The sequence below is a fragment of the Geodermatophilus sp. SYSU D00525 genome (assembly GCF_054050475.1).
The window spans coordinates 149551-166710 of record NZ_JBJGZK010000005.1 but is presented as its reverse complement, the minus strand read 5'-3'; the positions used below and the strand labels follow the sequence as shown (position 1 = coordinate 166710).

At 76.6% G+C, this 17160-nt stretch carries 13 protein-coding genes; 7 read left to right on the top strand and 6 right to left on the bottom strand.

Translation table 11 applies throughout. From position 1 onward, the window contains the following. Positions 1–7 precede the first annotated feature (7 nt). The 3 genes from ACI796_RS06780 to ACI796_RS06770 all read right to left on the bottom strand — a co-directional run bounded on the left by ACI796_RS06780 (position 8) and on the right by ACI796_RS06770 (position 4549). Positions 8–1411 carry a glycosyltransferase family 87 protein gene (locus tag ACI796_RS06780; RefSeq protein ID WP_456940467.1) on the bottom strand — a complete coding sequence of 468 codons (1404 nt, stop codon included), beginning with the start codon at positions 1409–1411 and terminating at the stop codon, positions 8–10. A gap of 138 nt (positions 1412–1549) precedes the next feature. Further along, complete coding sequence (locus tag ACI796_RS06775) at positions 1550–3982, bottom strand: transglycosylase domain-containing protein (RefSeq protein ID WP_456940466.1); 2433 nt, start codon at positions 3980–3982, stop codon at positions 1550–1552. Positions 3983–4138: 156 nt separating this feature from the next. Continuing rightward, the gene (locus ACI796_RS06770; protein WP_456940465.1) at positions 4139–4549 is read right to left on the bottom strand and encodes a DUF5318 family protein; all 411 of its coding nucleotides are present in this window, start codon (positions 4547–4549) and stop codon (positions 4139–4141) included. 155 nt (positions 4550–4704) lie between these two features. On the opposite strand from ACI796_RS06770, the gene ACI796_RS06765 reads away from it, so the two are divergent. The 3 genes from ACI796_RS06765 (at position 4705) to ACI796_RS06755 (ending at position 7383) form a co-directional block, all read left to right on the top strand. Further along, positions 4705–5301 (top strand): PadR family transcriptional regulator, encoded by a 597-nt coding sequence (locus ACI796_RS06765; RefSeq protein WP_456940464.1) that lies wholly within the window; start codon positions 4705–4707, stop codon positions 5299–5301. 137 nt (positions 5302–5438) lie between these two features. Next, the gene (locus ACI796_RS06760) at positions 5439–6518 is read left to right on the top strand and encodes an inositol-3-phosphate synthase (protein WP_456940463.1); all 1080 of its coding nucleotides are present in this window, start codon (positions 5439–5441) and stop codon (positions 6516–6518) included. 106 nt (positions 6519–6624) lie between these two features. Continuing rightward, positions 6625–7383 (top strand): hypothetical protein, encoded by a 759-nt coding sequence (locus tag ACI796_RS06755; RefSeq protein ID WP_456940462.1) that lies wholly within the window; start codon positions 6625–6627, stop codon positions 7381–7383. A gap of 207 nt (positions 7384–7590) precedes the next feature. Here ACI796_RS06755 and ACI796_RS06750 read toward each other — a convergent pair whose 3' ends face one another. Continuing rightward, positions 7591–8253: a YqgE/AlgH family protein gene (locus ACI796_RS06750; RefSeq protein WP_456940461.1), complete on the bottom strand. Its 663-nt coding sequence runs from the start codon at positions 8251–8253 to the stop codon at positions 7591–7593. Positions 8254–8316: 63 nt separating this feature from the next. Between ACI796_RS06750 and ACI796_RS06745 the strand changes: the two genes are divergently transcribed. After that, the gene (locus ACI796_RS06745; protein WP_456940460.1) at positions 8317–9603 is read left to right on the top strand and encodes an MFS transporter; all 1287 of its coding nucleotides are present in this window, start codon (positions 8317–8319) and stop codon (positions 9601–9603) included. On the opposite strand, the gene ACI796_RS06740 is transcribed toward ACI796_RS06745, so the two are convergent. Next, on the bottom strand, positions 9600–10586 hold the full coding sequence (locus tag ACI796_RS06740; protein WP_456940459.1) for a matrixin family metalloprotease: 987 nt from the start codon (positions 10584–10586) through the stop codon (positions 9600–9602). The genes ACI796_RS06745 and ACI796_RS06740 overlap by 4 nt on opposite strands. A 106-nt stretch (positions 10587–10692) precedes the next feature. After that, positions 10693–12195, bottom strand: a complete 1503-nt coding sequence (locus ACI796_RS06735; RefSeq protein ID WP_456940458.1) for a CCA tRNA nucleotidyltransferase — start codon at positions 12193–12195, stop codon at positions 10693–10695. A 42-nt stretch (positions 12196–12237) separates the two neighbouring features. On the opposite strand from ACI796_RS06735, the gene ACI796_RS06730 reads away from it, so the two are divergent. From ACI796_RS06730 to murJ, 3 genes are all read left to right on the top strand, one after another. Next, complete coding sequence (locus ACI796_RS06730; protein ID WP_387988621.1) at positions 12238–12714, top strand: NUDIX hydrolase; 477 nt, start codon at positions 12238–12240, stop codon at positions 12712–12714. Between the two features lie 67 nt (positions 12715–12781). Continuing rightward, positions 12782–15028 (top strand): DUF6049 family protein, encoded by a 2247-nt coding sequence (locus tag ACI796_RS06725; protein WP_456940457.1) that lies wholly within the window; start codon positions 12782–12784, stop codon positions 15026–15028. After that, positions 15025–17154, top strand: coding sequence for a murein biosynthesis integral membrane protein MurJ (gene murJ, locus ACI796_RS06720; RefSeq protein WP_456940456.1), 2130 nt, complete (start codon positions 15025–15027; stop codon positions 17152–17154). The genes ACI796_RS06725 and murJ overlap by 4 nt, the downstream gene beginning before the upstream one ends. Positions 17155–17160: the final 6 nt, after the last annotated feature.

The following is a 17160-nucleotide window of genomic DNA, read 5'->3' as shown; positions in this document are numbered from 1 at the left end:
TCACCTCCTATGCCGCGACCCGCCGGCGCAGGGTGAGCCGGTCGGGGGCGCCGTCCAGCGGGCCGCCGGCCGGGTCGTCGACACCGGGCCAGCTGGTGCGGACGACGTCGGCGTCGGGGTGCAGCACGTCGCGCACGACCAGGCCCATGAGCACGACGACGGCGAGGTCGCGCGCGGTCACCGCGAGGAAGAACCACTCGACGCCGACGCCGCGGTCCTCGGTGCCGAGGTACCAGAGCATCCGCACCACCCAGAGCACCGCCTCGCTCGCCTGCCAGAGCAGCAGCGAGCGCCAGCGCGGCCGGGCCAGGACCGCCAGCGGCAGCAGCCACAGCGAGTACTGCGGGCTCCACACCTTGGTGACCAGCAGGAACGCCGCGACCAGCAGGAACGCGACCTGGGCCACGCGCGGCCGCACCGGGGCGCGCAGCACCAGCCAGCCCAGGCCGGCGCAGACCAGCAGCACGCAGCCCGCGACGACGGTGTTGAGCACCACCGGCGCCGTCCCCTCGGGCAGCGGGCCGTCGAGGAACCGCCCGTCGGAGGCGGTGATCAGGACGTTCCACACGCTGTCGGGGTCGGCCGGGCGGGCGGTGTTGAGCCGGAAGAACAGCGACCAGTTCTCCGGCGCGAGCAGCGCCACCGGCACGTCGACGGCCAGCCAGGCGGCCACCGCGGCGACGGCGGCGCGCAGCCACTCGCGCAGCCGCCCGGCCCGCAGGCACAGCAGGAACAGCGCCCCGAGCAGCAGCAGGGGGTAGAACTTCGCGGCGACGCCGAGGCCGAGCAGCACGCCGGCGAGCGCCGGCCGGTTCCGTGCCCACGCCCACAGCCCGCCGGTGGCCAGCGCGACGGCGAACAGGTCCCAGTTGGTGAAGGCGTGCACGAACAGCAGGGGGGACAGGCCGACCATCGCCGCGTCCCACGGCCGGTGCCCGGCCAGCGCCAGCACCTCCCGGACGAGGAGGAACGCGCACAGCGTGAGCAGCAGGCAGGTCGCCACGTAGTAGGCCTGCACGGGCGGGACCTGCGGCAGCAGGCCGGCCGCCGTCGCGAGGTCGCCGTAGGTCCGGCCGAGCAGCGCGGCCAGTGCCATGAACGCGCCGGTGAGCACCGGGTACTCGACGGCCGAGTCGAGGTAGGGGAGTGCGCCGGTGTCCAGGCCGTGCAGCGTGAACAGCGGGACGGTGTCGGAGTAGCAGAAGTGGGTGTACTGCACCGACCCGGCCCAGTTGCCGTCCGCGCACGGCGCCTGCTTCAGCCACGCGGCCGCCAGGACCGCGGTGGCGTAGAGGAGGCAGATCCGCAGCGGCGTCCAGAACAGCGCCCGGCCGGTGACCGCGTGCCGCCCCCACGGCCCGCCGGCGGCCTCGCTCGCCTGCGCGGCGACCGGGTCCGACCACGTGGGCACCACCCGGTCGGGACGCCCCGGGGGGACCGCCGTCGGGGGCGCAGACGCCGGAGACGCCGCGGGCCCGTCCGCCGGCTGGTCGGCCGGGGCGGACGGGCCCGTGGGGGAGGAGCTCACCCGGTCAGTCTGCCGGGCGGGTCAGCCGGTCAGCTGCGGCTGGGTGGTGGTGGGTGCCGGCTGCCCGGGCTGGGTCGTCGGCGCCCCGGGGTTGCTGCCCCCGGCGGGAGGCGGGAGGACCGGCCCCGGCGTGTTCGGGTCGTTCGGCTCCTCCTCGGTCGTGCCGTCGTCCGGCGGCTGCACGGTCTCGGTCGGCGCGGTCTCCGTGGGGGTGGCCGGGGTGGTCGGCGTCGGCTGCGTCGTCGGCGCGGACTGCGTCGTCGGCGCGGACTGCGTCGTCGGCGCCGCCTGGGTCTCCGGTGCCGGGACGCCCTCGCCCGTGTCCCCGCGGATGACCGGCCGGTTCGGCAGGTCCTCCTCCGGGGTGCCGGCCAGCACGGTGTCCATGAACTCCTGCCAGATGGCGCCCGGCAGGCCGGAGCCGTAGATGATCGCGCCGTCGGCGTTGCGGATCGGCTGGTAGCCGTCGGTGCCCATCCACACCGCCGTCGACAGCGACGGGGTGTAGCCGACCATCCAGGCGTCGGAGTTGTCGTCGGCGTCGATGCCCTGGGTGCCGGTCTTGGCGGCCACCTCGCGGCCGTCGTCGAGTGCCCGGCGCGAGTGCTGGGCGACGCCCTCGAGCGCGAAGGTGGTGTCGTTGGCGACGTCCTCGCCCATGACCCGCTCACCGGCCGGGGCGCCGTTGTCCAGCAGCACGCCGCCCGCGCTGTCGGTGACCCGGCTGACGAAGTGCGCGTCGTGCCGCACGCCCCCGCTGGCGAGGGTGGCGAAGCCGACGGCCTGGTCGATCGGGCGCATCTCGTACTCGCCGATGCCGATCGAGGAGCCGGTGACGCCCGACTCGGGGGAGGCGAGCGTCGTCTTGTCGTCGAGCTGGCTGACGCCGGTGGCCGGCCACGTCTCCGGCATGCCGGTCGCGGCCAGCGCCGTCTCGCGGACGTTCTCCGGGCCCACCTCGTAGGCCAGCCCGTAGAAGGTCGTGTTCAGCGAGCGGGTCATCGCCTCGACCAGGGTGCAGGCCGGGCACGAGGCGCCGCCGGAGTTGCGCACCGGGGCCTCGCGGTCGGGGAAGGTCTGCGGGGAGCTGCCGTCCCGGCGCGAGGTGACGCTGATGCCCTGGTCGAGCGCGGTGGCCAGCACGTACGGCTTCATGGACGAGCCGGGCTGGCGGCGGGCCTGCGCGTAGTCCACCGCGTCCACGCCGGCGCCGACCTCACCGCCGTAGTAGGCGCGCACCCCGCCGGTGTCCGGGTCGACGGCGACCAGGGCCTGCCGCAGGTTGTCCGGCTGGCCGTCCATGACGTCGCGGACCGCGGCCAGCGCGGCGTCCTGGGTGGCCTTGTCGACGGTCGTGGTGATCCGCAGGCCGCCGGCCTGGATCTGCTCCTCGGTGTAGCCGCGCGCCTCCAGCTCGGCGACCGCCTGCGACACGACCAGGCCCTCGGGCCCGGTCGGGGTGCCCAGGGACGAGGACTGCTGCTTGGGCAGGACCGGCGGGTAGACCGACGCGTCGCGGTCGGCCTGGGTCATCCAGCCCTCGTCGACCATCGCGTCGAGGACCAGGTTCCAGCGGTCCTGCGCGCCCTCCGGGTTGGACTCCGGGTCGTAGGAGCTGGGGCTGCGGATCTGGACGGCGAGCACCGCGCCCTGCTGCGGGGTCAGCTGGGCCGCCGGCACGCCGAAGAAGGTGTTGGCCGCCGCCTCGATCCCCCAGGCACCGCGCCCGAAGTAGATGGTGTTGAGGTAGTTCTCGAGGATGTCGTCCTTCGAGTAGTTGTTGTCCAGCTTGATCGCCAGGAACAGCTCCTGGAACTTGCGGCTGAACGTCTGGTCGGAGTTCTGCAGGATGGCGTTCTTCACGTACTGCTGCGTGATCGTCGAGCCACCCTGCGTCGAGCCGCCGGTCAGGTTGTTCCACGCCGCCCGGACGATGCCGGTGAAGGAGATCCCCGGGTCGGAGTAGAAGTTCCGGTTCTCCGCGGCGAGCACCGCGTTGCGCGCGGGCTCCGAGACCTGCTCGAGCGTGACGTCCCGCCGGTTGGTGTCGCCGAGGCGGGCCATCTCGGTGGTGCCGTCGGCGTAGTAGACGACCGTGGTCTGCGACCGCTGCACCGAGCTCGGGTCGGGCACCTCGGTGGTGGCGTAGACGACGCCGACGAAGACGCCGAGCAGCACCAGCAGGCCGAGCAGGGTGCCGAGCGCCACCTTCAGCCGGCGGCGCCGCCGCTGCTTCCTGGTGCGCGCCTTCTTGCCGCCGGGCTTGCCGCCCGCGGGACGCGAGCCGGTGGGCCGGGAGCCGCCGGGACGCGAGCCGCCGGAGCCCCCTGACCGCGCGGCCGTCGTGCGACCGCGGCCGGCGGATCCGGAGCCACCGGCCGCGCGGGCGGACGGCGGGCGCCGCGGCGGGCCGCCGGACGGCCCGACCGGCGTGGTCTCGTCGTGGGGAGGCACCAGGCAGCCCCTCCTCGGGTGTCGGTGGGCGGATCGGGTCCGGCCCAGCGTGGCGTCGTTACCTGTGGGGACCAGGGAGGACGCGCAGGCGCGCCGCCCTCCCGGGGCGGGTGTGACGGACGGGTCCGCCGGTGTGCAACCGTCCGCCCGGCGGTCCTAGTCCGTGGCAGCGCGGCGGCGCCGGCGCGGCTGCCGCCCCGGCTCGGGCTCGGTCCCGAGCACGTAGGAGCAGTCCAGGTGGTTCCACCCGCACCCCCGGCACACCTCGACGGTGTACACGGAGAACTCCTCCTGCGCGGCGTCCATCCGGGCGAGTTCCGCCTCGGTCTTCGCCTGCCCGGACACGTGGCCCAGTCCCTCACCGTAGACGTAGTTGACCAGCGTCAGGCGCTCGCGGCGGCAGACCGGGCACGGGTCGTCGGTCTGCTCGCCGTGGTACCTCGCCGCGCGGGAGAGGTAGGGGCTCGCGTCACAGACCTCGAACAGCCCGGTGCGGCCGGCCTGCACGTCCGCCAGGACGGCCCGCCTCTGCAGCGAGTAGTCGACGACGGAGCGACGTCCGGGCACGGCCGTCAATGTACGCAGGTCCGTCCCCGGGCGGGCCCGTCGTCACCGTGTGTGCGCGGCCTCCCCGGTCGGGGGAGGGTCTCGGGTTGCCCACCGGTTCACCCCTCGATGTATCGTCTCGATACATCGAACGGCAGGGGCCGACGGGGGGCGAGATGCTCGAGTTCGCCATCCTCGGACTGCTGCAGCAGTCCCCCATGCACGGCTACGAGCTGCGCAAACGGCTCGCGGAGGTGCTCGGGGGGCTGCGCAGCATCTCCTACGGCTCGCTGTATCCCGCACTGAAGCGGTTGCACGCCGCCGGGTTCGTCTCCACCGACGAGCCCGACCGGCGCTCCCCGCTCCCGGCCGACGCACCGCCGCTCACCGGCCGGCGCGGGAAGGTGGTCTACACGATCACCGCGGAGGGCAAGGAGCGCTTCGCGGAGCTGGTCAGCCAGGCCGGCCCCGAGGCGTACGACGACGGCAGGCTCTTCGGCGTCCACCTCGCCTTCTTCCGGCACACCGCCGCCGACGTGCGGCTGCGCATCCTCGAGGGGCGCCGCCGGACGGTCGAACGGCAGCGGGACGGCCTGCGGTCCTCACTGGCGCGGACCCGCGAACGGCTCGACCGCTACACGCTGGAACTGCAGCGCCACGGCCTGGACTCGGTCGACCGGGAGGTGCGCTGGCTGTCGGAGCTCATCGACAGCGAGCGGCGCCAGCCCGGTCCGGGGCCCGGCGGTGAGCGCCCGCCGCCCAGCGAGGGGTGAGGCCGCCCCCGGGCGGGACCCCACCCCAGCGACACCGCACAACAGGCACCACGGCTGTCCAGCTCGACCGGCAGCCACCGCCAGGACCGGAACGGTCCCGCGACACGGACCACCCGGTCCAGGGAGAAGGGAAACCCATGGGAGCTGTCAAGGTCGCCATCGTGGGCGTCGGCAACTGCGCCGCCTCGCTGGTTCAGGGGGTGCACTACTACCGCGACGCCGACGAGACCACCTCGGTCCCGGGCCTGATGCACGTCCGCTTCGGCGACTACCACGTCTCCGACGTGCAGTTCGTCGCGGCGTTCGACGTCGACGCCAAGAAGGTCGGCCGTGACCTCTCCGAGGCCATCGTCGCCAGCGAGAACAACACCATCAAGATCACCGACGTGCCGCCGCTGGGCGTCACCGTGCAGCGCGGCACCACCCTCGACGGCCTGGGCAAGTACTACCGGGCCACGATCGAGGAGTCCGACGAGGAGCCGGTCGACGTCGTCGCGGCGCTGCGGGAGTCCGGCGCCGACGTCCTCGTCTGCTACCTGCCGGTGGGCTCGCAGCAGGCCGCCGAGTTCTACGCGCAGGCCGCCCTCGACGCCGGCGTCGCGTTCGTCAACGCCCTGCCGGTCTTCATCGCCGGGACGAAGGAGTGGGCGGACAAGTTCACCGCCGCCGGCGTCCCGATCGTCGGCGACGACATCAAGAGCCAGGTCGGCGCGACCATCACCCACCGGGTGCTGGCCAAGCTGTTCGAGGACCGCGGCGTGCAGCTCGACCGCACGATGCAGCTCAACGTCGGCGGCAACATGGACTTCAAGAACATGCTCGAGCGCGAGCGCCTGGAGTCCAAGAAGATCTCCAAGACCCAGGCCGTCACCAGCCAGGTCGACCGCGACATGGGCACCGACAACGTGCACATCGGCCCGTCGGACCACGTGCCGTGGCTGTCGGACCGCAAGTGGGCCTACGTCCGCCTGGAGGGCCGCGCGTTCGGCGACGTCCCGCTGAACCTGGAGTACAAGCTCGAGGTCTGGGACTCCCCGAACTCGGCCGGCATCATCATCGACGCCGTCCGCGCGGCGAAGATCGCCAAGGACCGCGGGATCGGCGGCCCGATCCTGTCGGCGTCGTCGTACTTCATGAAGTCCCCGCCGGTGCAGTACAGCGACAGCGAGGCCCGCGACGCCGTGGAGGCCTTCATCCGCGGCGACGTCGAGCGCTGATCCGCGGCGGCACCCAGCACACCCACCGCAGGCCCGTCCCCGACCCGGGGGCGGGCCTGCGGCCCGTCGGGGGCCCGGTGCCGGCCGGCTGCCTACGCTGACCGCCATGCCGCGCCGCCTGCTCGCGTCCGCGCTGGTCCTGCTGGCGGTCCTGCTGTCCGGCTGCTCGGACGACCCCGCCGACCGGCAGCCCGGTGACCCGGTGACCGCCGAGGAGGCCGAGGTGCTCGCCGGCCTGCTGGCGCAGGACTCGGAGGAGGGCGGCGCCGACGTCGAGGTCGCCGCGCCCTTCGGCGACGGCGGCCTGCTGCGCCTCAGCGGCGAGGTCGACTTCGCCGGCTCCGCCGGCCGGGCGCAGGCGGTGACCACCTACGGCGACGGGCGCCCCGACGACACGCGCACGCTGTTCTTCACCCGGGACCGGATCTGGTTCGGCGACGTCCCCGGGCTGCCGGACGCCCTCGCCGCCGCCGGCCGGCCCGACGTCCCGTTCGTCAGCCGCGCGCTGGCGACCGGGCCCGACGCGGTACCGCTGACCGACGTCCTCGTGGCCGTGGTGCTCAACCTGGGCGCCCCCGAGGCCGACGACGCCGCCGCCTTCCGCGGCGGGGAGCACACCTGGGAGGGCCAGCGCTCGGTCGACCGCCGGCTGGCCACCGTCTACGCGGGGGAGGCCGGCTGGACGGTCACCGTGGAGGACTCCACCGGCCTGCTGCTGCAGTACGTGACCCCGCTGCCCGGGCAGGACACCGAGGTCACAGTGACGCTGTCGGACCACGGGCCGCGGACGATCGCCCTGCCGGAGGACGGGCGGACGGTGGACGCGGCGGCGCACCCGGAGGTCGCGGCGGCGGTCGGCATCTGAGGGAGGACCTCCCTGCCCCCTCCCCACGCCTCGCGAGCTCGGCGCGGGCCCCTGCAGGGAGGCCGGTCCAGCACCGCACCCGGGGCGAGGTCACCCGGGCCCGGGCACAGGAAGAGGGGGCGGCCTCTTCCCCAGACCGCCCCCTCCGGGGTCATTCCTACCAGACCTCGCCGGAGCGCGCGCCCCCGACCGCTCCCCCGCGGCGTGTCAGTTCGCGGAGGGGTCGGCCGGTGCCGTCGACAGGACCGCCAGGCGGCCGGTCTGCCGGGCGAGGACCGCGCGCCACAGCTGCGGCCCGGACAGCTCGCTGAGCACGTCGCCCGGGGTGCCGGGGACGCACGCCCAGGCGCCCTCGGCGATCTCGGCGGCCAGCTGGCCCGGCGACCAGCCCGCGTAGCCGGCGAACACCCGCAGGCCGGACAGGCCGCCCGCGAGGGTGCCGGGGTCGGCGTCGAGGTCGACGAGGTGGACGTCCCCGGCCACCCGCCGCAGCCCCTCGCCCCCGCCGGCCGCGCCGGGGGCGTTGGCCAGGCACAGCGCGGTGTCGGTCTCGCAGGGGCCGCCGACGTGGAAGACGCCCGGCTCGACGGCGAGGTCGCACCAGCCGGGCAGCACGTCGCGGATCTCGACCTGGCTGGGCCGGCCGAGGACGACGCCGAGGGTGCCGCTGTCGTTGTGGTCGAGCACGTAGACGACGGTGCCGGCGAAGTTCGGGTCGGTGAGCCCGGGCATGGCCACGAGCAGCGAACCGGGGACGACGTCGTCGAGGGTGCCGGTGGACAGCCGCGGTACGGCCGCGCGGCGTCGGCCCGTGGCCGGCCGGGTGGGCGGGCCGGACTCGGGTTCGGGTGACGAGGGCGCCGGAGACATCCCGTCCAGTGTGCAACAGTCCCGCGCCCGGGGGAGGGCGAGAGCGCGCCGTAGGGTGAGCCGGTGACGCGGGCCGCTCCCACCGTGCGGCTCCTGCTCGGCCGGGACGACTTCCGGCGGCTGCTGGCCACCCGGCTCCTCGCGCAGTTCGGTGACGGCGTCTTCCAGGCCTCGCTCGCCGGGACCGTGCTGTTCAACCCCCAGCGGGCCACCGACCCGCTCGCCGTGGCGGCCGGGTTCGCGGTCCTGCTGCTGCCGTACTCGGTGCTCGGTCCCTTCGCCGGCGTCTGGCTGGACCGGTGGAGCCGCCGGCAGGTGCTGGTGCACGCCGGCGTGCTGCGCGCGGTCCTGGTCGCCGTCGTCGCGGCCCTCGTGGTCACCGGGGCGGCCGGCCTGCCCCTCGCCGTCGCCGGGCTCGCCGTCTTCTCCCTCACCCGGTTCGTGCTGGCCGCGCTGTCGGCCGGGCTGCCGCACACCGCCGACGCGCGGGTGCTGGTGACGGCCAACGCGCTGTCGACGACCTCGGGGGCGGTGGCGACCGTCGTCGGCGGGGCGGCCGCGGTGGGCCTGCTGCAGCTGGCCCCGGCCGGGGACGCCGGCTACGCGGCCGTGACGCTGTCCGCGGCGCTGCCCTACCTCGCGGCCGCGGCGACCGTCGCGGGCTTCGGCCGGGCGTACCTCGGCCCCGACACCGCCACCCGCTCGGCCCGGCTCTCGGCCAGGCAGGTGCTGTGCGGCCTGGCCGACGGCGTCCGGGACGTGCTCGCGCACCCGCCGGCGACGGCGGCGCTGCTGGCGGTGTCCGGGCACCGGGTCTGCTACGGCGTGCTGACGCTGGTGTCGCTGCTGCTCTACCGCGGCCCGCTGGCGGAGGGGTCGGGACCGCTGTTCCCCGGCGGGCTGGCCGGCCTGGGGCAGGTGGTCGGCGCCGGGGCGGTGGGCACGCTGCTCGCGGCGCTGGTCACCCCGGCCGCGGTGCGCCGCCTGGGCCGCCGCCGGTGGACGGCGCTGCTCCTGGTCGGCGGCGGGGTGCTGCAGCCGCTGCTCGGGCTGACCTTCGCGCCGCCGGGGGTGGTGGCAGGCGCGTTCGTGCTCGGCTTCGTCGCCCAGGGCGTGAAGGTGTGCGTCGACACGACGCTGCAGGAGGTGCTCGACGACGACGTCCGCGGCCGGGTGTTCTCCGTCTACGACACCCTGGTCAACGTCACCTACGTCGCCGCGCTCGTCGCCGCGGCGCTGGTGCTGCCACCCTCGGGCGTCTCGGTGCCGGTGCTGCTCGCCGTCGCGGCCGTCTACGGGCTGACCGCCGTCGCGTTCCTGCGGCGCAGCGGGGCGCCGGAGCGGGTCTAGAGGCCCGGCTCGCAGGGGCCGCGGCCCAGCTGCGCCAGGCCGGCGAGGTCGCCGGGGCCGAGCTCCACCTGCCCGTCGTTGCGCGGGGCCATCAGCTCGCCCGGGTCGTCGACGTGGTCCAGGCCCAGCACGTGACCGAACTCGTGCACGAGGACGGCGCGCACCGCGGCCCGGCCCCCGGGGGACCCCGCGGCGCCGCCGGCCCAGCCGGCGTCGATGGTCACCGCGCCGGTGACGAACACCCACGGCCCGCCGGGCGCGGCGACCGCCTGGCTCCCGCCCAGGCCCGCCACGGTGCCCTCGAGGCCGGGCACCTCCTCCGGGGTGGCCCAGCTGACCAGGACCGGCGCCCAGCGGTCGCCGTAGCGGCCGGGCTGGAAGCCCGGCCGGTCGTCGGTGTACCCCTCGTCGGTGGTGCCGTCAGCGACGAACCGGAGGCCGGTGGCGGCCGACAGCCGGGTCAGCGCCTCCTCGACCAGGCCGGCGGCGCCCGGCGGTGCGCCGTCGGGCCGCATGACCCAGTGGACCGGGCGGCACGGGTCCCAGGCGACCGGCGTGACGCCGTCGGCCTGGTGCTCGACGAAGTCGTACGTGCCGGCGGCCGGGGCCGGCGGCGGCGTGCCGAGCGGGGAGCCCGCCGCCTCGTGGCCGGGGGTGGGCCGGTCCGCGGCCCCGGGGCTCCCGGCCGTGCCGGCGTCGGAGGAGGACTCCCAGGGCCACGGGCGCGGCCCGGCGAGCACCGCGGCGCCCAGGCCGAGCGCCAGCACCAGCACGACGGCGAGCACCCCGCGGACCGCGGGGGAGCGGCGGCGCCGGGGCGGGGGCCCGGCCTCCCGGGCGCGCCACGGCGCCGGGTCGACGGGGCGGCCGGCCGCCTCGTCCAGCACCCACCGCGGCACGCGGCCGGTGGGCGACGCCGGGACGCCCGGCGGCGGCTCCGGGGGCCACTCCGACGGCCACTCCGGGGGCCACGGCGCCCGCACGGCGCGCCCGTCCTGCGTCCCCCCGTGCACCCGTCCCCCCGTCCGCGGTCCGGCCGTCCGTCCTACCGGCGGACGCGGGGCGGGGGGAGGGGCGCGGGCGGAGCGGTCACCCGGGCGGGGGAGTCCAGGAGCGGGCGGCCCACCAGGCGCGCAGCTCGGCCTCGGCCTCCTCGGGCCCGAGCGGGCCGCGCTCCAGGCGGAGGTCCTTGAGGTGCTTCCACGCCTCGCCGACCTCGCGGCCCGGCGGGATGCCCAGGATCGCCATGATCGCGTTGCCGTCCAGGTCGGGCCGCACCCGCGCGAGGTCCTCGGCCGCCGACAGCTCGGCGATCCGCCGCTCGAGGGAGTCGTAGGTGGCCGAGAGCGCGGCGGCCCGCCGCCGGTTGCGGGTGGTGCAGTCCGAGCGCACCAGCTTGTGCAGCCGGGACAGCAGGTCGCCGGCGTCGGTGACGTAGCGGCGCACCGCGGAGTCGGTCCACTCGCCGCGGCCGTAGCCGTGGAACCGCAGGTGCAGGAAGGTCAGCCGGGCGACCGCCTCGACGACGTCCTTGGGGTAGCGCAGCGCGGTCAGCCGCTTGCGGACCAGCTTCGCGCCGACCACCTCGTGGTGGTGGAAGGAGACCCGGCCGCGGGGCTCGTGCCGGCGGGTGGCGGGCTTGCCGACGTCGTGCAGCAGCGCCGCCAGCCGCAGCACCAGGTCCGGCGACCCCGCGTCCGGGTCGGCCTTCTCCAGCGCGATCGCCCGGTCGAGCACGGTCAGCGAGTGGGAGTAGACGTCCTTGTGCTGGTGGTGCTCGTCGATCTCCATCCGCAGCGCGGGCAGCTCGGGCAGGACGACGTCGGCCAGGCCGGTGGAGACGAACAGTTCCAGCGCCGCGCGGGGGGCGTCCTGCAGCAGCGTCTTGGTCAGCTCCGCCTGCACCCGCTCCGGGGTGATCCGCGCCAGCTCGCCGGCCATGTCGGTCATCGCCCGGACCACGTCGTCGTCCGGGGTGAGCCCGAGCTGGGCGACGAAGCGCACCGCGCGCAGCATCCGCAGCGGGTCGTCGGCGAAGGAGTCCGCCGCCGCGCCCGGGGTACGCAGCCGACGGGCGAGCAGGTCGCCGAGGCCGCCGAACGGGTCGGTCACCGTGCGGTCGGGGCCGAGGGACACCGCCATCGCGTTGACCGTGAAGTCGCGGCGGGCCAGGTCGTCGGCCAGCGAGTCGCCCCAGGCCACCTCGGGGTTGCGGGACTCCCGGTCGTAGCGGTCGGCGCGGAAGGTGGTGATCTCCAGCCGGGTGCCGCGGACCTCCGCGCCCACCGTGCCGAAGGCGATGCCCTGGTTCCACGTGGAACCCGCCCAGCCGCGCAGCAGCCGCAGCACCTGCTCGGGCCGGGCGTCGGTGGTGACGTCGAGGTCGCCGGGCGGCGTCGGCGCGCCGCTGCCGGCGGCCAGCAGGGCGTCGCGCACCGAACCGCCCACGAGGTGCGCCTCGAACCCGGCCGCGGCGAAGCGTTCCCCCAGCTCCACCAGCACGGGCGAGACGTCGACCAGCTCGCGCACGGCCTGCTGCACCGCCGGCGGGACCCCCACCGCGGCCGGACGACTCTGACGCTCCCCGGACACGACGAGCCAGGGTAGTGCGGCGGCTCGCGCTACCCTCCTGGCATGGCAGGCACCGGCGGACGCGGGCGTCCCGGCCGCCGCCTGCGGCGGGTCGACGAGACCTCCGCCGGGGGCCTCGTGGTCGCCGACGACGGCATCTCCGGCCCCCGCGCCGCGCTCATCGGCCGCACCGACCGCCGCGGCCGGCTGCTGTGGTCGCTGCCCAAGGGCCACATCGAGGAGGGCGAGACCCCCGAGGACACCGCCGTCCGGGAGGTCGCCGAGGAGACCGGGATCATCGGCGAGGTGCTCGCCCCGCTCGGGATCATCGACTTCTGGTTCGTCGCCGAGGGCCGCCGCGTGCACAAGACGGTGCACCACTTCCTGCTGCGCGCCATCGGAGGCGCCCTGTCCGACGCCGACGTCGAGGTGACCGAGGTCGCCTGGGTCCCCCTCGACGAGCTGTCCGACCGGCTGGCCTACGCCGACGAGCGGGCGCTGGTCGAGCGGGCGCCCGCGCTGCTCGCCGACAGTGCGTGACCCGGACCGCGACGTCCACCCCAGGCACAGCACCCCCCGGTCCGGGGCCGGCCGGCGCGGGAGGACGGTGACCCGCGTCCTGACGGCGGCCCTGCTGGCCCTGCCGCTCGCCGCCGCCCCCGTCCTGGTCCCGGACGCGGCCCCGGCCGCCGCGGCGCCGCCGGCCGCGCCCGCGACCGACCCCGAGCGGCCGGTGGCCGTCGACCTCACCCGGCTCGACCCGCGCACCGTCGCCCCCGGCGGGACGGTCACCCTGGCCGGCACGCTGACCAACGAGGGCACCGAGACGGTGACCGACCTCGGCGTCCGGCTGCAGCGCGGCCAGGCCGTCACCACCCGCGCCGACCTGCTGGCCGCCGACGCCGACCCGGACCCGGCCACCACGTCCAGCACGCCCTTCCAGCCGCTGCCCGGCCCGCTCGCCCCCGGCGACTCCGTGCCGTTCACCGTCACCGCGACCACCGCCGACCTGGCCCTGGACCGCGACGGCGTCTTCCCCCTGCTGGTCAACGTCAACGGCACCACCCCCGACGGCGAGCAGAGCCGCGTGGGCGAGGTCCGCACCCACGTGGTGCAGCAGAGCGCGCCGCCGGCCGCCACCACCGCCGTCGCCTGGCTGTGGCCGCTGGCCGAGCGCAGCCACCGGGACGCGTCCGGCGGGTTCGTCGACGACGGGCTGGCCGACGCGGTCTCCGACGGCGGCCGGCTCGACCACGCGCTGGCCGTCGTCGAGCGGCTGCCCGCCGTCGTCGCGCCCGGTGCGCCCGAGGCCACGCCGCTGGCCCCGGTGACCCTCGCGGTGGACCCCGCCCTGGTGGAGGAGCTCTCCGTCATGGCCGAGGGCCCCTACGCCGTCGACGGCGAGGAGGACGCCGGCACCGGCACCGAGGCCGCCGCCGCGTGGCTGGAGCGGCTGCGCGCCGTGGCCGCCGACCACCCGGTGGTCGCGCTGCCCTACGGCGACGTCGACGCCGACGCGCTGCAGGCCGCCGGCCTGGAGCCCACGCTCACCCGCGCGCTGCCCGGCGCCGCACCGGGGGCCGACGGCGACACCCCGGAGGCCGGCGGCGTGGTCGCCGACGCCTCGCCCGGGCCGGCCGGGGCGGCGCTGCTGGCCGACGTCCTCGGGGTGACGCCGCGCACCGACCTGGCCTGGGCGGCCGGTGGCGCGCTGCGCCCGGACACGCTCGCCACCCTCCGGGAGGGCGGCATCGAGCAGGTGGTGGTCGCCTCGAGCGCGCTGAGCGACGGCGACGCGGCGCTCGGCATCCCCGGAGGCGGTGCGGCCGCGCGGACCACGCTGCCCGGCACCGACGGCCCGGTCGAGGCGCTGGTGGCCGACGCCGGGCTGTCGTCCGTCGTCGGGTCGGCCGACACCGCCGAGGGCGGGCCGCGGGTGGCCGAGCAGCGCTACGTCGCCGAGCTGGTGCTGGTCTCGCAGCAGGCGCCGGCCACCCCGGCGGGCCAGAGCGTCCTGGTCGCCCCGCCGCGCGACGTCGACCCCGACCCGGAAGCGGTCGCCGCGATGATCACCGGCACCGCGCTGCCCGGGCTGCGCCCGGCGTCGCTGACCGACCTGTCCGCGGGCCCGGTCGCCGACGCCGGCACGCCGCTGGACCAGGCCGGCGCGGCGGTCCTCGACCCCGCCGGCGTGGCCGGGCTGGTCGCCGCGGCCGGGCTGCGCGACGACCTGGCCGGCGCCGTCGTCGGGGAGCCCGCCACGGTCCTCGCCGGCTACGACGCGGCGCTGGCCCGCGCCGCCTCGGTGGCCTGGCGGGACGACCCGGCCGGCTTCACCGCCGCCGCCGGGGACGTCCGCGACACGCTCGCCGGGCTGCGCGAGCGGGTGACGCTGGTCGCCCCCGCCGACGGCACCTACAGCCTGGCCTCCAGCGACGCGCCGCTGGTGCTCACCGTGCAGAACGACCTGCCCTTCGCCGTGCGGGTGCTGGTCGAGGCGCGCACCCGCGACAACGTCGGCCTGACCATCGGCGACGTCGGCCCGCAGGAACTGGCCCCCGAGCAGCGCACGACGCTGGAGATCCCGACCGAGGTGCGCCAGTCCGGCCGCTTCGCCGTCACCGCGAGCCTCACCACCCCCGACGGCGGCCCGCTCGGCGACGCCGTCGCGATCCAGGTCCGCAGCACCGCCTACGGGACGATCTCGCTGTCGATCACCATCGGCGCCGCCGTCCTGCTCGGGCTGCTGTTCCTGCGCCGCGGGATCCTCTTCCTCCGCCGCCGCGGGCGGGCCGAGGAGGAGCTGCCCGACGGCGCCGGCGCCGCGTGGCCGCCCAGCCGGAGCCCGGTGTGACCGGTCACCCCCGCAGCGACGAGGACACCCCCGTGCAGGAGCCGGGAGCGCGCCCGCTGCCGCCGGTGCCCCCGGCCGTGTCCTCCCCGCCTCCCGAGGCGGGGTCCCCCTCGGCGGAGTCCCGGCCGGCGCGCGACCGGTCCCGGCCGCTGCCCCCGCCGCCCTACCCGGTCGCCCCGCCGCCGGGCTCGGGCCTGCCGGGCACCCCGGCCGCCCGCCGCGCCATGCCCCCGGTGCCGCCGCCGTCCCGGCCCCGCGGGCCCGGCGCGCCCCGCACCGGGGACCGGCCCGGCGTGCAGGCGGACGGACGGCGCCCGGTGGTCCCGGCGGCCGCGGCGCCCCCGCCCGCGGTCGTCCGGCCCGCGCCCCGGCCGCTGCCGCCGGTGCCCCCGCCGGTGCGGCGCCGCTTCATCCCGGCCGACGAGACGCAGGTCATCCCGATCCTGCAGCTGCCGCCGGTCCCCTCGGCCCCCGAGGGGGAGACTGAGGAGGAGGCCCGGCAGCGCGAGGGCGCCCCCGGCGGCAGCCGCGGCATCCTGCGCGCCGCGGGGACGATGGCGGTGGCCACGCTGGTGTCCCGGGTGACCGGGCTGCTGCGCACGGTGGTGCTGGCCGCGGCGCTGGGCGTCGGGCTGGTCAACGACGCCTACAACACCGCCAACACGCTGCCCAACATCGTCTACGAGCTGCTGCTCGGCGGCGTCCTGACCTCGGTGATCGTGCCCCTGCTGGTGCACGCGCAGGAGCGCGACCGCGACGGCGGCGTGGCCTACGCGCAGCGGCTGTCGACCCTCGCCGTCGCCGGGCTGGTGGTGGTGACCGCGGTCGCCGTCGTGATCGCGCCGCTGCTCACCTCGCTCTACGGCATCCACGGCGACGAGGAACAGGTGCGGCTGGCCAACTGGCTGGCCCGGATCCTGCTGATCGAGATCGTCTTCTACGGGATCGGCGCCCTGGCGCAGGCGATCCTCAACAGCCGCGGGGTCTTCGGCCCGCCCGCGTGGGCGCCGGTGCTCAACAACGTCGTCGTCATCGCCACCGGCGTGCTGTTCGTCCTGGCCAGCGGGCCGGGCGACCTCACCCCGGCCACCATCACCGCCGGCCAGGTGTGGCTGCTCGGCGGCGGCACGCTGCTGGGCATCGCCGTGCAGGCGCTGGTGCTCGTGCCGCTGCTGCGCCGGGCCGGCGTCCCGATCCGGCCGCGGTGGAACCTCCGCCAGACCGGCCTGCGCGAGGCCGGGGGCCTGGGCCTGTGGGTGGTCCTCTACGTCGCGGTCAGCCAGGTCGGCGTCGTCGTCGCCACCCGGGTGGCCAACGCCGCCGCCCGCGAGGGCGGGCTGGGGTCGAGCGCCTTCGCCATCGCCAGCCTGCTGTTCCAGATGCCCTACGGGATCATCGGCGTCGCGCTGCTGACCGCCCTGGTGCCGCGGATGAGCCGTGCCGCCGCCCGGCACGACGTCCCCGGCGTCGTCCAGGACCTCGCGCTGGGCACCCGGCTGTCGGCGCTCGGCCTGCTGCCGGTGGCCGCCGCGCTGACCGTCGTCGGCCCGGCGCTCGCCACGGTCGCCTTCGCCCGCGGCAACACCTCGGTCGACGAGGCGCAGGGCATCGGCGCGGCGCTGGCCGTCGGGGCCTTCGGGCTGCTGCCGATGGCCGTCACGCTCCTGCAGCTGCGGGTCTTCTACGCCATGAAGGACGCCCGGACGCCGACGCTGATCCAGGTCGGCATGGTCCTCGTCCGGGTGCCGCTGCTGCTGCTCGTGCCGGCGCTGGTCGAGCCCGAGCACGTCGTCGCCGGGCTCATGCTGGCCACCAGCGTCACCTACCTCGCCGGCTGGGTGCTCGGGCACGTCGCGCTGCAGCGGCAGCTCGGCGCCGAGCGGGGCGGGGCGCTGGGTCCGGTGCTGCGCATGGTGCTGGCCGCGGTCGTGGCGGCCGGCCTCGGCTGGGTGGTCGTCCGCGTGACCGACGACGCGTTCGGCCCGTCGGTGACAGGCTCGCTCGGCACCCTGTCGATCGGTACCGTGGTCGTCGGCGTCACGGCCCTCGCCGGGTTCGTGCTCGCCCGCGTCCCGGAGCTCCGGGAACCCCTCGCCGCCGTCCGCGCGCGGCTGGGCCGCGGGTGAGCGGCG

What these genes read in the sequence shown, in the direction of transcription:
- ACI796_RS06765 (WP_456940464.1), top strand. Translation starts at nt 4,705, where the DNA reads ATGCTCGAGTTCGCCATCCTCGGACTGCTGCAGCAGTCCCCCATGCAC.
- ACI796_RS06730 (WP_387988621.1), top strand. Translation starts at nt 12,238, where the DNA reads ATGGCAGGCACCGGCGGACGCGGGCGTCCCGGCCGCCGCCTGCGGCGG.
- ACI796_RS06760 (WP_456940463.1), top strand. Translation starts at nt 5,439, where the DNA reads ATGGGAGCTGTCAAGGTCGCCATCGTGGGCGTCGGCAACTGCGCCGCC.
- ACI796_RS06755 (WP_456940462.1), top strand. Translation starts at nt 6,625, where the DNA reads ATGCCGCGCCGCCTGCTCGCGTCCGCGCTGGTCCTGCTGGCGGTCCTG.
- ACI796_RS06750 (WP_456940461.1), bottom strand. Translation starts at nt 8,253, where the DNA reads ATGTCTCCGGCGCCCTCGTCACCCGAACCCGAGTCCGGCCCGCCCACC.